A 13,612-nucleotide genomic window follows, 5' to 3' on the forward strand; every position below is an offset into this window, starting at 1 on the left:
CACAACCAACCAATGACTGAGGCCTACACCATGAAATTCTTTTTCCACCCTTCGCCCAACCCGATGAAAGTCGCCCTGCTGCTCGAAGAGCTGCAGACCCCTTACGAGCTGATCGGTGTCGACACCTTCAAGGGCGAACAACACCAGCCAGCCTTTTTGGCCATCAACCCGAACGCCAAGGTCCCGGCCCTGGTCGATGGCGACGCCACGGTCTTCGACTCCCAGGCGATCCTGCTGCACCTGGCGCAAAAACATCAGCGCTTCTTGCCGACTTCCGCTGCCGGCAATGCCGAGCTTCTTTCGTGGTTGATGTTCATCGCCACCGGCCTGTCGCCGTTCTCCGGCCAGGCCGTGCACTTCCTGCACCACGCCCCGGAAGACCTGCCTTACGCGAAAAACCGTTACCTCAAGGAAGTCGAACGCCACTATCGCGTGCTAGATCAACGCCTGGCCGCTCATCAATTCCTGGCCGGCGACAGCTACAGCATCGCCGACATGGCACTCTGGGGGTGGGCCAATTACGCGCCGTACATCCTCGGTGAAAGCGGCCTGGCGGCCTACCCGAACGTCAAGCGCCTGTTCGACGAAATCAGCGCACGACCGGCGGCTCAGCGTGCGCTCGGTTTGAAGGAAAAACTGGTATTGAAGGCCGAGTTCGACGAAGAAACCCGCCGCAATCTGTTCCCGCAAAATCAGGCGCAGTAATTCGGCTCCCGACTTTGAAGGTGAGTCCGATGTTTCGGCTCAGACTCTGTGACGAGGGAGCTTGCTTGCGCTGGGCTGCGAAGCGGCCCCCGGCATTCTTTCGCATATACCGCATCGGCAGTATTTGCGACGGCTACGCCGCCGAGCGGGAGCAAGCTCCCTCGCCACAGGTACTGCATTTGCCAGAGAAGAGAGACCGTCCGTTAGCCCGCGCTGGAACCCGCCACAACCTCCGTGGGATGATCGCCGCCCACCGCGCGACCATCCCTGGAGATTCCGAATGTCACTGTTGAGTAAAAAAGCCGTTGTCCTGTTGCTGGCAGCGGTTGCCAGCCTGGGGGCTTTGAATGCGCAGGCTGCCAAGGCTACGGCCAAGGAAACGGCGCAAACTCAGAAAGTCTCGCTGCTTGGCGGCAAGTTCACTTTCACCCTGCCCAAAGGCTTCATCGCCAACCCGCTGCCGGCCAGTCCTACCGGCGCGAGCGGCACGCTGTACAGCAACGAGACCACCAAAACCGTAGTCATCGCTGCCGAAAACAACCTGCCGGAAGGGACTCAGGTCAAGGACAACGACGGTGAGTTCCTCGACGGCACAGCCGCCGATTTCGACGCGTCACAACACAAGGCGCTGCCGGATTACAACAAACTCAGCGAAAAAAGCCTGACCCTGAAAAGCACCGGGCTGGGCGTGCGTCAGGTCGACAGCACCGCTACCCAGGGCGGCGGCGTGACCTTAAACACCACGCTGATGGCAGCGTCCGGAAACCGCATGACGGTGATTCAGGTCATCTCCCGACCCGGCGACATGGCGGCCCACGAAACGCTGATCAAGCAGATCGTCAGCGGCAAATAGCCTTAAGGGTTGAGGCGCTGCAGCCAGGCACTCAAGTCCTGCATCTCCTCGGCACTGATGCTGTGCCCGAGACCTTGATAGGTGTGAAACTCGGGCTCGAGTGAAATGCTCTGCAACAGGCTGTTGGCGTCGGTGCCATCGCTGTACGGAAGTCGCTGATCAGTAGTGCCATGACCGATGAAAATCGCCAGCGACTGGCGTTTTTCATCCGGTTTCAGCTCGGACTTGAGCACCGGCAGAATCCGCCCGCTCTACGCGGCGATCCCGCCCACCGCTTCGGGATGCCGCAGGGCGACCTCGTAGGACATGATCGCCCCCTGGCTGAACCCCACCAGAAATACCTTGCCCGGGTCGGTGTGATATTTCTTCGTTGCCTGATTGATGAAATCCAGCAGCACCTGGCCGCTGGCTTTCAGATCATCGGTCTCACCGTCGTAGGCACCATCGCCCTTCTTGCGAAACCACTGGTAACTGCCCTCTTGCATCACCATGGGCGCGCGCACCGACAGGTAGTTGTACTGCGCAGGTAACTCATCCTTGATGCCGAACAGATCCTGCTCGTTACTGCCGTAACCGTGCAGAAAAATCACCAGTGGCTGATCGTGGGAATCGGAGTTGGCCTGCTCCAGGTATTTGAGCGGCAGGTCGGTTTGCAGCGGGGTTTGAGCGTGGACGGCGGCGGATGCCAGCAGCGTGAGCAGAGCGAGAAACTTCAACATAGGCCTTCCTTCACAGTGCGCAGGATTCGGTTCAGAGCCTAACATCTCTTCCCGGCTACGCACTCCCCTCTGTAGGAGCTGGCTTGCCAGCGATAGCGATCTCGAGGCCCCCATCGCTGGCAAGCCAGCTCCTACAGATGAATCGGGTTAATCGTTGATCAGTTTGCCCACCCGAATCGGCGCTCGCCCCGCCACTTTCGCCTGCCAGGTGCCCGGTTGCGTATAGCGTCCGCGATCGATCGCAAACAGCACGCCACTGGTACCGGCGCACACCGTAGTGACCTTGTCGTTCAGCGGGTCAACCACTTCAAACAGCGCATCGCCCTTCTCCACCCACTCCCCGGCCTCGCGCAGGAAACTCACAACCCCGTGATGCGGCGCGAACAGGTATTGGGTGCCTTCGAACGGCATGCCTTCACAGCATTCAACCGGCGCCGCTGGCCAGCTACCCCTGATGAAACCCTGCTCGGCGAGGAAACCAAGAATCGCTTCGCAATTGGCTTGCGCCTGGTCGACGCGGGTGTCACCCATGCTCCCCAGTTCCAGGGTGGTCGCCAGGTTGGCCGGTGGAATGGCCGCCTCGGGGAACGCCCGGGCCAGTCGCAACCACGGCGAGGAGCAAGATTCGTCGAACGAGCTGCCACCCGAATCCTCACACAACAACGCGACGCCGGCCTTCAAACGGGCGGCCAGGGATTGCCACTGGGGCCAGTGTTGCGGCAACGCGTAAATGTGAATGGCTGCGTCGAAGTCGCAATGCAAATCGAGGGTGATATCCGCGTCGCAAGCGTGGCGCAGCAACAGCCGATGCATCGCTTCCAGTTGCGAAGCCGGGGCCGGCAAACCGTCGAGTACCTGGCCCATGGTCTGGCGAATCAGCGCGATGTTGGCCTCGGCATCGTTGCCCAGACGATCACCAATCAATTGCGCCACTGGCGCGCTGAGTTCAACGAACGCACGGTTGAAGTTCTTGCCGCTGCCCAACTCAAAGCGGCCCATGTGGCTGCCTTGCAGGTGCTGATCGAGACCGATGGGATTGGCCACCGGCACCAGTTCGATCACGCCTTGCAACTGCCCCTGATTTTCGAGTTCGGTCAGGCGTTTTTTCAGTTCCCAGGCGGTACGCATTCCCGGCAATTCGTCGGCATGCAGGCTGGCCTGGATGTAGACCTTGCGCGTGCCGGCGCCGTAACGAAACACGCTGAGTGTGCGTTCGGAGCCCAGATGGCTCCAGGGCAGAGAGTGATCGATGCGTTGCATGGGGAGACTCCGTTGAAAACTGCTAAAGCAGAGATCCTGTAGGAGCTGCCGCAGGCTGCGATCTTTTGATTTTGCTTTTCTAAAAACAAGATCAAAAGATCGCAGCCTGCGGCAGCTCCTACATGGGAAACATTGGAAATGTGGGGGGCAGGATAAATCATGAGCATAAAAAAAGTGGCAGCCGCGTCAACGGCTGCCACTTTCTGGAACGGTTCGATTATTCCTCGCCGTACACGTCAAACTTGAAGTACTTGTCCTGCACTTTCTTGTACTTGCCGTTGGCGCGGATTTCGGTAATGGCTTTGTTGAATTGCTCGGCCAGCGCGGTATCACCCTTGCGCACCGCAATGCCGGCGCCACCGCCGAAGTATTTCGGATCGTTGTATTCAGGACCTACGAAAGCGAAACCCTTGCCGGCGTCGGTCTTCAGGAAACCGTCGTCCAGGTTGACCGAGTCGGCCAGCAACGCGTCAACGCGGCCGGAGACCATGTCCAGGTTGGCTTCTTGCTGGGAGCCGTAGCGAACCAGGTTGATCCCGGCCGGCACCAGCACTTCAGTGGCAAAACGGTCGTGGGTACTGGCGCGCAGCACACCGACTTTCTTGCCTTTGAGCTCGGTCAGCGGGTCCTTCACATCGGTGCCTTCCTTCATCACGAAGCGCGCCGGGGTGTGGTAATACTTGATGGTGAAGTCGACGTTCTTCTTGCGATCGTCAGTGATGGTCATGGACGACAGGATGGCGTCGATTTTCTTGACCTTCAGCGCCGGGATCAGGCCGTCGAACTCTTGCTCGACCCAAGTGCACTTCACTTTCATCTGCTCGCACAGTGCGTCGCCAATATCCACGTCGAAACCGGTGAGCTTACCGTCAGGGGTTTTCATCGAGAATGGCGGGTAACCGGCTTCGATACCGATGCGGATCGGCTTGGCGTCTTCGGCCACGGCGGTCAGGGACAACATCGACAGTGCCAGGGCACCGAACATCACTAGCTTCTTCATTTATAACTCCTGTGTGCGGAGGCTTTTATTGGCAGCTTTCGATTGGCAGCGTTCGGTCGCTAGCTTGTGGCTGGTTAAGACCGAAGTGGCCGGCAGTCTAGAGGGGCTACAGGAGGGCAAATTGTCTTTAAGCGACAATTACTTATAGAAAAGTGGCGTAGGCATGATGACGATTGTGGTGTGCGCCATGGCGGTGCAAAGACTGTCGGACAATTCCTTATTTCAGATAAAACCTACCTGATTTTCGGTGTTTTCCGAGTGAAGAGTCGTACATGCCCTTGTGGCGAGGGAGCTTGTCGGATCGCCGCACCGTCCCGCTCGACTGCGCAGCAGTCGCCCCCTGTACATTGCGTACAAATGGGGGGGGCCGCTTCGCGGCCCAGCGGGAGCAAGCTCCCTCGCCACAGGGGATCAGGGGTGATCGGAGATCAGCATTCGCACCCAATTACAGTTGGGCGCTGCGACACCACACTCAATTGGAATCCCTCATCCAGCCAACCGGTCACGCCACCGATCATTTCCTTGACCGGGTAACCCAGCGCCGCCAGTTTCACCGCTGCCTTGTTCGCGCCGTTGCAATGAGGGCCAGCGCAATAGACCACGAACAAGCTGTTTTTCGGGTAAGCCGCCAGAGCTCCAGCGTTGAGCATCCGCCCCGGAATATTGATCGCTCCCGGTACATGCCCACGCTCGAACGCCAACGGTCCGCGCACGTCCACCAGAATGAAATCAACTTCGCCAGCAGTCTGGCTGCCATGGACGTCGGAACAATCGGTTTCGAAGGTCAGACGATTGCTGAAATGCATCAGGGCAATGGCCGATGGGGCGGCAGGAATTTCGCGAACGAGGCTGGTCATGGTACTTCTCCTGAGTGTCGTTGGGTGTGAACAGACTTTATCCGCCCGCCACTTGCGGCTACAGTGGCGCACAAGACACTCACCGGGAACTTTCCGCCAAATGCAGCCCTCCCCTGGATTGGTCGCGATTCTGGCCTACGACGGTCTCTGTACATTCGAATTCGGCATCGCCGTGGAGATTTTTGGCCTGGCGCGGCCGGAGTTCGACTTTCCCTGGTACACCCATCAAATCGCCGCCGTCGATCAGGGGCCAATGCGCGCCATGGGCGGTATCCAGGTGCTGGCCGATGGCGGGCTGGAACTGCTCGAACAGGCCCGAACCGTCATTATCCCCGGCTGGCGCGACCGCAGCGCGGCAGTTCCCGAGGCGTTGCTGATCGCTTTGCGCCAGGCCCATGCCCGTGGCGCCCGGCTGCTGTCGATCTGTTCCGGGGTCTTCGTGCTGGCCGCCACGGGGCTGCTCGACGGGCGAGGCGCGACCACGCACTGGCGCTACACCACGGAGCTGGCCGAGCGTTTTCCAAACATTCTGGTGGACCCTGACGTGCTGTATGTCGATTCGGGTCAGTTGATCACCTCGGCCGGCAGCGCCGCCGGCATTGATGCTTGCCTGCATCTGGTGGCACGGGATTTCGGTACGCAAGTGGCCAATTCAGTCGCGCGACGGCTGGTGATGTCACCGCAACGCACCGGCGGCCAGGCGCAATTCATACCAACGCCGGTCAGTCCTACACCGCGCAGCGATCTTTCCCGCGTTATGCAATGGGCACGCGAACGCCTGCACGAACCACTGGAGGTGCGCGACCTGGCGAGCGAAGCGGCCATGAGTGAGCGCACGTTCCTACGACGTTTCACCGAAGCCAGTGGCCAATCACCCAAGACGTGGCTGCAACACGAGCGCCTGGGCCGCGCCCGCGAACTGCTTGAAAGCACGAGTCACAACACTGAGCAGATTGCTCTGCATTGTGGTTATCGTTCGGTGGAAAGCTTTCGGGTGGCGTTTCGCAGCGTGGTGGGTGTGCCGCCTTCGGTGTATCGGGAGCGGTTTGGGCGTGGGGTCAAAGCTGTTTTCTGAGGTGGTCTTACGGACCCCATCGCGGGCAAGCCCGCTCCCACATGGACGGCGGAAATCCCTGTGGGAGCGGGCTTGCCCGCGATGGGGTCCGAACAGGCAACCCAGCCCTCAAGGCCTGCGCAACAAATAGGTATCCATGATCCAGCCATTGGCCAGCCGCGCCGCCTTGCGCACCCGTTCGATTTCATCCGCCACGTCCTTGAGTTTGCCGCTGATGAGAATTTCATCCGGGGTCCCCAGGTAAGCCCCCCAATAAATCTCGCTCTCCTGATCCGCCACCTGCTGGTAGGCATCCTGCGCATCCAGCATCACCACCAGGCTGTCGGCATCGCTCACCTGCCCCGCCGCCAGCCGCCGGCCGGTGGTGATTTCAACCGAGCGGCCAATCTGATTGAGCGGCACCTTGTGTTGCGCTGCCAGCGCCTGGACGCTGGTGATGCCCGGGATCACTTCGAATTCGAACGCACAGGCGCCTGACGCCAAAATCGCCTGGAGGATGCGGATGGTGCTGTCGTACAACGCCGGGTCACCCCACACCAGGAAACCGCCGCACTGGTCGTCGGACATTTCCTGGTTGATCAGTCGTTCGAAGGTCTGCTGCTTGGCCAGGTTGAGATCATCGACACTCGCCTTGTAATCCACATCACCGCGCTCGCGCTCCGGGCTTTGAGCTTCGACAAAACGGTAATCGCGATCGGTAATGTAGCGCTCGCAAATCTCGCGACGCAGGTCGATCAGCTTGTCCTTGCTCTGGCCCTTGTCCATGAGAAAAAACACGTCCACCCGATTCAGAGCCTTCACGGCCTGAATGGTGATGTAGTCGGGATTGCCGGCACCGATGCCAATGACCAGAAGTTTTTTCATCAAAGCGCTTCCTCGAGTTCAGTACCCGGCAAACGTAGCCGCCAGCAACCATTGAATCTCAACTCGATGGCCGACAGCGGCTCTATATCAATCAGGTTGAACGCCGTGCTTTGCAGGACATGGGTCAGCGCGGCGCGTATGACAAACGGATGAGTCACGGCAACCACGTGTCCCGGTGTCGTTTGCAGTGTGTTCAACCACGCCGCCACTCGCGCAACGACCTGCGTCACCGACTCGCCACCGTGGGGTGCCGACTTCGGGTCGGTGAGCCAGGCCTGGAGATTTTCAGGTTCGGATTGTTGCAAGTCATTGATCCGGGCACCGTTCCAGCGCCCGAAATCGCAATCCCTGAGGGCGTCGATAATTTCCGCTGTGTCGCCGAACAGTTGTGCCGTCTGCCGGGTGCGCATTTCCGGCCCGCACATGAGCCGCGGTATCCCCTTGTATAGAAAACTGCGCGAATCTTTCGCCGACTGCCAATCCATCTCCACTGGCTCGTCCGTAGGAAAACGCGCCAACTTCTGTGCGACGGTTCGGGCGTGGCATATCAAGGTCAAACGGGTCGCCTGCACGAAAGATCACCCTGTCGATGAAAAGGAAAACCGGCGTCACGCCGCAAGTCACCGCGCAATTGTGCCGTAAGTAAAGGGATCGGGGGGCGGTTCATTTCAGTTAGTGCGTTCGGGGTGGGAGACGTATTTCATCTCACAACCGTGACCATCTCTGACCTGTTTATAGGCAATGACCTACAAACATCATCTACATCCACGTAGCCCTCTACGTACGGGCATTTCGCCCATGGCTCATGTGTTGAAAAACCTACGAAAATTAACTAGACAGGCAATGCGCGTTAATTAAATACTGCCCCTCAACGGACTATCGCCCCCCCCATCCAGCAGGAGCCCGGATGCTTTCATTCAAAGACCCGATCGCCGATTCCAATCCGGACAACACCCCGTCCGAACATAAAGCCCTACGCTACTTGACCAATCCGGCCCCTGCTACGGTTCAGGCCTGAGAGCGCGTGTGACTGCCCTAGTAAAACTGACTGAATAAAAATAGAGCGGCGCCTGAAAAACCTTCAAGCGACCGCCCATGCGTGGAAACCGACAGTGATTGTCAGGTTCGGTGTTAATCGCCGAACCCATTGATACAGGAGTTCGTCCATGCTGGTCTTGCGCCCAGTGGAATTAACCGACCTGCCCGAATTGCAGCGACTGGCTCACGAAAGCCTGGTGGGTGTCACATCCTTGCCGGACGACAGTGAGTGCTTGCGGGAAAAAATTCTCGACTCCGTCAGGTCATTCGAGCAAAACGTCCAGCGTCCCGGTCCGGAAAACTACTTCTTCGTGCTGGAAGATCAGGTGGCCCAACGCCTGGCGGGCTGCTCGGAAATCCTCGCCACCGCCGGATTCAACGAACCCTTCTACAGCCTGCGCAACCGCCACTTCACCAGCGCCTCGCGGGAGCTGAACATCGAACACGGCGTGCCGGCGCTATCGTTGTGTCACGACCTCAGCGGCCACACGTTACTGCGCGGCTTTCACATTGATGCAGCGTTGGAGCGTTCTGCGTTTTCCGAATTGTTGTCACGGGCACGGCTGCTGTTCATCGCGGCGCATCCACAGCATTTTGCCGACGCGGTGATCACCGAGATCGTCGGATACAGCAGCGAAGACGGGCACTCACCTTTCTGGGATGCAGTGGGCAAGCATTTCTTCGATTTGCCCTACGTCGAGGCCGAGCGTCTTTGCGGTCTGGAGAGCCGGACGTTTCTCGCTGAATTGATGCCGCAATACCCGATCTATGTACCGATGCTGCCCCAGGCCGCGCAAGACTGCATCGGTCGTATCCATCCTGATGGCCTGGAAGCCTTCGATATCCTTGAACGCGAGGGATTCGAAACCAACAGTTATGTGGATCTGTTCGATGGCGGTCCGACGCTGTACGCCCGCAATACCAGCATTCGCTCCATCTCCCATAGCCATACCGCATTGGTGAAGACCGGCGCAGCCATCGATGCCCGTGGACGCTACTTGGTGAGTAACGATTCACTGGTCGATTATCGCGCCATCGTCGCCGAACTGGACTACAACCCCGACCAAGCCGTGGCTCTGGACGCCGGGATGTGCTCAGCCTTGAAGGTCAGCGAAGGCAGCCCTATCCGGCTGATTGCCCTGTGAGCACTATCCGCACGCAAGGAACTAACCGATGATTTTTCGTCCGGTTCAGGTCACCGACCTGCCCGCATTGCTGGAGCTGGTACGGCAGGCGGGACGCGGGTTGACCAGCCTGCCAGCCAGCGAAGAACGCTTGAACCACCGCTTGCGTTGGGCCAAACGAACCTTCGCCGAACAAGTCGAACGCGCTGATGCCGATTACCTGTTCGTGCTTGAAGACGATGATCAACAGGTGGTGGGCGTCAGCGCCCTGACGGGGGCCGTTGGCCTGCGCGAGCCCTGGTACAACTATCGCGTCGGACTGACGGTCAGTTCCTCACCGGACCTCGGCATCCAGCGCCACATCCCGACCTTGTTCCTGAACAATGAAATGACCGGGCAATCTGAACTCTGCTCGTTGTTCCTGCGCCGCGATCACCGCCATGGCAGTCACGGTCGATTGCTTTCCCTGGGGCGCTTGCTGTTTGTCGCCGAGTTTGCGCACCTGTTTGGCGACAAGCTGATCGCCGAACTGCGCGGCAGCGCCGACGAACAAGGTTGCTCGCCCTTTTGGGACAGCGTGGGTCGGCACTTTTTCAAGATGGACTTCAGCCATGCCGATCATTTGTCGGGGCTGGGCAACAAGTCCTTCATCGCCGAACTGATGCCCCGTCAGCCGATCTACACCTGCATGCTCACCGAACAAGCCCAGGCCGTTATCGGCCAGCCTCATCCAGATACCGAGCCGGCACTTAAAATCCTCACCGCCGAAGGTTTTGCCCATCAGGGATTCATCGACATCTTCGACGCGGGCCCGGTGATAGAGGCGCAGATTTCAAACATCCGCACCGTGCGCGAGAGTCAACGCCTGGAGTTGACCATTGGCACCCCTGACGACCGGGCACCGCTGTGGCTGATACACAACCGCCGTCTGGAAAACTGTCGCATCACCGCCGCCCCGGCGCGACAGGTCAGCAACAGCCTGGTCGTCGACCGTCTCACCGCGAAACGCCTGCAACTACAACCCGGTGACTCGGTGCGTGCCGTGCCGCTGCTCAATAAACTGCAACAAGTCGTGGCGGCGTGATCGATCAGCGGCTCGCCTGAGACACAGCGCGCTCGCCACAGAATTGGGTGTCAGGCAGTAATCACCTGCAAATTCGTCATCATTCTGAACCCGCCCCCGTGATAGCCTTTTACATCTTCGGCGTTGACACTTTTGCTCAAGCCCTTCCATTTCCATTGGTGGAACTCATATGTCCAGGCTTTCTCATCAAGATTTGCGCCGCAATTTCCGTCAACTGTTCGCTTCCAAAACCTGCTATCACACCGCGTCGGTCTTCGACCCGATGTCGGCACGCATCGCCGCCGACCTGGGCTTCGAGGTGGGAATTCTCGGTGGTTCGGTCGCCTCGTTGCAGGTCCTGGGCGCCCCTGACTTTGCCTTGATCACCCTCAGCGAGTTCGCCGAACAAGCCACCCGCATCGGCCGTGTCGCCCAACTCCCGGTGATCGCCGACGCCGACCACGGCTACGGCAACGCACTCAACGTCATGCGCACCATCGTCGAGCTGGAACGCGCCGGCGTGGCCGCCCTGACCATCGAAGACACCTTGCTGCCCGCTCAATTCGGTCGCAAATCCACCGACCTGATCACCGTCGCTGAAGGCGTCGGCAAGATCCGCGCTGCACTGGAAGCCCGGTGTGACAAGGAAATGGCCATCATCGCTCGCACCCACGCGGGCATTCTGCCGGTTCAGGAAATCATCAGCCGTACCAAGCAATACCAGGCCGCCGGCGCCGATGGCATCTGCATGGTGGGCGTCAAGGACTTCGACCATCTGGAGCAAATCGCCGAGCACCTGAGCGTGCCACTGATGCTGGTGACCTACGGCAATCCGTTGTTGCGTGATGACAAACGCCTGGCCGAACTGGGCGTGCGCGTCGTCATTGACGGCCACGGCGCCTACTTCGCCGCGATCAAGGCGACCTACGACAGCCTGCGCGAACAACGTCAGATATTTACCCAGGCCTCGGATTTGAGCGCGACCGAACTGACACATACCTACACGCAACCAGAGGAATACATCCGTTGGGCGCAAGAGTTTATGCACGTTAAGGAGTAACGGGGGACGCCGAAAAGATCGCAGCCTTCGACAGCTCCCACATTGGAACGCGTTTCCCCGTAGGAGCTGCCGCAGGCTGCGATCTTTTGATTTTGTTTTTTTACAATGTCTAAGGGTGCAGAGATCAAGATCAAAAGATCGCAGCCTTCGGCAGCTCCTACAGGGGGATTGTGTGCGGCTGTGAGAGATTGGTTGGCTGTCAGGCCGCCATCGCCAGCAAGCCGGCTCCTACAGAAAAGCAAAATGCGGACACCGATGCTCTTCACCACTCATCAGGCCGAGCGTTAGCTCGCCTTCAGCTCTTGATCTTGATCCACCCGCCCCTTCGGGAGGCTGAGTGGAGGTGTTCATCCGGGGAGTGGCGCGCAGCGCCGTTCGACGCAGTCGAACACGCTGCATGTAGGTCGAAGCGAAGCCGACCGGAGGGCAGTGTCCCCGGATGGATACCGGAGCGAAGGAACGCCGAGCCTTAGCGAGGGGCCGGACGCTCGGGGTGAGCCTTTTTTTGCTTACTTTTTTTTGGCGTTTGAAAAAAAAGTGAGTCGCCGTAAGGGCGAAACCGTCAGTGGCCGTTACCGCTGAAATGGATATGTACGCGAACAACAAAAGACAGGTTGGCTGTCAGGCCGCCATCGCTGGCAGGCCAGCTCTCACAGGGGCAATGCAGGACAGTCAGACCGAATCAAGCAACTCGTGATACGGCTGATCATTGCTGGAGCAAATAACACGATTACGCCCGGTGGTCTTGGCTTCGTACAGCGCCTGGTCGGCATCGTTGAGCCATAAAGTTGCGTCACTGTGGTTGGCGTTGAAGGCAGCCAGGCCAATGCTCAGGCTGACTTTCAACGCCGGGCTCTGTTCATACCCGAGGGTGGCGAAACGATCGCGCAAAGCGTCCATCGCCGCAGCGGCGTTGTTCAGGGGCATATCCGGAAGAATCACGCAGAACTCGTCCCCACCGTAACGCCCGGCGACATCCGTGGCGCGCAAATTCTGCTTGAGCGTCTTGCTCAGTTGCCGCAAGACAATGTCCCCGGCGACATGGCCGTAGGTGTCATTGATGCTTTTGAAATGGTCGATGTCGATCAGCGCAATCGCCCCACCCTGGTGCTGGCGTTGGCAACGCTGGAATTCGATTTCCAGTTGATCCTTCCAGGCGCCGTGATTGAGCAGCCCGGTCAGGCTGTCGGTACGGCTCAGGGCCAGTAATTCGCGCTTTTGCCGACCGAGGGTATGGGCCTGGCGGAAACAGATCCAGCCCAGCGCCAACGGGTAGAAACACATCAAGGGCAAGCAGGCGTAGAGCTGAAGCTGGCTGGTTTCAGGGATGAACAACGGGCGGAAGATCAGCCAGCCAACGCCAATGCCGAGGATCTGCGCGACGCTGCCCACCAGCAGAAAACGCAAGCCTCCAATGGCCACGTTGTTCATCGCCATCATGGAAATGGTGGTCGCGCTGGGCAGAGGATTGAATTGCATGGCCGCGACCCAGAAGCCACCGAGAAAGGCGTCTACCACCAGGTTGCGGTGTTCCGCGTGATACGGCGCCTTGGCCCGGCGCGCCCATTGATAGGCCAGGTGCGGCCAGAGCAGGCCGTTGACCAACATGAATGCCCAGACCCACGGCGCCGGGTTCAGTGGATACATCGCCACACTCACGCAGACCAGACCCAGCAACAGACCGAGCGTGCGCGATGTGTAGAGCCTCCTGGCCAGTGAAAGTCCTTTTCCTCCCATCTTTCCCATTGGGACCTCTGCACCACAGAACGGAACCTGCTGACACCGGGGTTGCGGGTGTGCCCGAAGTCTAACAGGGCAACGTTAAATAGCCATCACCGGCCGGCGGGCTGAATACCGTGGTATCTGTAGGAGCAAGCTTGCTCGCGAAGAACGATAACTCGGTTAGCCTGATGCACAGCGGCGCCCGAATCGCGAGCAAGCTTGCTCCTACAAAAGCGAAAGCAATGCTTCGCGATTTGGCTATACATCAAGAT

Annotated in this window: 12 protein-coding genes and 1 pseudogene; 6 read left to right on the forward strand and 7 right to left on the reverse strand. The window is 59.1% G+C overall.

What is annotated here, in order from left to right; all coding sequences use genetic code 11:
- Nucleotides 1-30 precede the first annotated feature (30 nt).
- Together NL64_RS22975 and NL64_RS22980 are read left to right on the forward strand one after the other, a co-directional pair.
- The gene (locus tag NL64_RS22975; protein WP_034150341.1) at nt 31-705 is read left to right on the forward strand and encodes a glutathione S-transferase family protein; all 675 of its coding nucleotides are present in this window, start codon (nt 31-33) and stop codon (nt 703-705) included.
- A gap of 280 nt (nt 706-985) precedes the next feature.
- Nucleotides 986-1,558 carry a hypothetical protein gene (locus NL64_RS22980; RefSeq protein WP_034150342.1) on the forward strand — a complete coding sequence of 191 codons (573 nt, stop codon included), beginning with the start codon at nt 986-988 and terminating at the stop codon, nt 1,556-1,558.
- Between the two features lie 2 nt (nt 1,559-1,560).
- On the opposite strand, the pseudogene NL64_RS22985 reads toward NL64_RS22980, so the two are convergent.
- From NL64_RS22985 to NL64_RS23000, 4 genes and pseudogenes are all read right to left on the reverse strand, one after another.
- A pseudogene (locus NL64_RS22985) lies at nt 1,561-2,277 on the reverse strand (alpha/beta hydrolase).
- Between the two features lie 147 nt (nt 2,278-2,424).
- Entirely contained in the window at nt 2,425-3,537 is a 1,113-nt protein-coding gene (locus NL64_RS22990; RefSeq protein WP_034150343.1) for a succinylglutamate desuccinylase/aspartoacylase family protein, read from the reverse strand.
- A 217-nt stretch (nt 3,538-3,754) separates the two neighbouring features.
- On the reverse strand, nt 3,755-4,537 hold the full coding sequence (locus NL64_RS22995; protein ID WP_034150344.1) for an ABC transporter substrate-binding protein: 783 nt from the start codon (nt 4,535-4,537) through the stop codon (nt 3,755-3,757).
- A 428-nt stretch (nt 4,538-4,965) separates the two neighbouring features.
- Nucleotides 4,966-5,394, reverse strand: a complete 429-nt coding sequence (locus tag NL64_RS23000) for a rhodanese-like domain-containing protein (protein WP_034150345.1) — start codon at nt 5,392-5,394, stop codon at nt 4,966-4,968.
- 100 nt (nt 5,395-5,494) lie between these two features.
- Between NL64_RS23000 and ftrA the strand changes: the two genes are divergently transcribed.
- On the forward strand, nt 5,495-6,469 hold the full coding sequence (ftrA, locus tag NL64_RS23005; RefSeq protein ID WP_034150346.1) for a transcriptional regulator FtrA: 975 nt from the start codon (nt 5,495-5,497) through the stop codon (nt 6,467-6,469).
- 108 nt (nt 6,470-6,577) lie between these two features.
- Here ftrA and cobF read toward each other — a convergent pair whose 3' ends face one another.
- Together cobF and NL64_RS23015 are read right to left on the reverse strand one after the other, a co-directional pair.
- Nucleotides 6,578-7,333, reverse strand: coding sequence for a precorrin-6A synthase (deacetylating) (gene cobF, locus NL64_RS23010; protein WP_034150347.1), 756 nt, complete (start codon nt 7,331-7,333; stop codon nt 6,578-6,580).
- The gene (locus NL64_RS23015) at nt 7,333-7,905 is read right to left on the reverse strand and encodes a histidine phosphatase family protein (RefSeq protein ID WP_034150348.1); all 573 of its coding nucleotides are present in this window, start codon (nt 7,903-7,905) and stop codon (nt 7,333-7,335) included. The genes cobF and NL64_RS23015 overlap by 1 nt, the downstream gene beginning before the upstream one ends.
- Before the next feature lie 594 nt (nt 7,906-8,499).
- Here NL64_RS23015 and NL64_RS23020 point away from each other — a divergent pair.
- The 3 genes from NL64_RS23020 (at nt 8,500) to NL64_RS23030 (ending at nt 11,618) form a co-directional block, all read left to right on the forward strand.
- Nucleotides 8,500-9,516 carry an arginine N-succinyltransferase gene (locus tag NL64_RS23020; protein WP_034150349.1) on the forward strand — a complete coding sequence of 339 codons (1,017 nt, stop codon included), beginning with the start codon at nt 8,500-8,502 and terminating at the stop codon, nt 9,514-9,516.
- Nucleotides 9,517-9,544: 28 nt separating this feature from the next.
- Nucleotides 9,545-10,579 (forward strand): arginine N-succinyltransferase, encoded by a 1,035-nt coding sequence (astA, locus tag NL64_RS23025; protein ID WP_034150350.1) that lies wholly within the window; start codon nt 9,545-9,547, stop codon nt 10,577-10,579.
- 169 nt (nt 10,580-10,748) lie between these two features.
- Nucleotides 10,749-11,618: an isocitrate lyase/PEP mutase family protein gene (locus tag NL64_RS23030; protein ID WP_034150351.1), complete on the forward strand. Its 870-nt coding sequence runs from the start codon at nt 10,749-10,751 to the stop codon at nt 11,616-11,618.
- Between the two features lie 672 nt (nt 11,619-12,290).
- Here NL64_RS23030 and NL64_RS23035 read toward each other — a convergent pair.
- A complete protein-coding gene (locus NL64_RS23035; protein WP_034150352.1) occupies nt 12,291-13,364 on the reverse strand; it encodes a diguanylate cyclase in 1,074 nt (357 codons plus the stop codon).
- Between the last annotated feature and the right edge of the window lie 248 nt (nt 13,365-13,612).

The organism is Pseudomonas fluorescens, from assembly GCF_000802965.1.
Taxonomy (GTDB): domain Bacteria; phylum Pseudomonadota; class Gammaproteobacteria; order Pseudomonadales; family Pseudomonadaceae; genus Aquipseudomonas; species Aquipseudomonas fluorescens_A.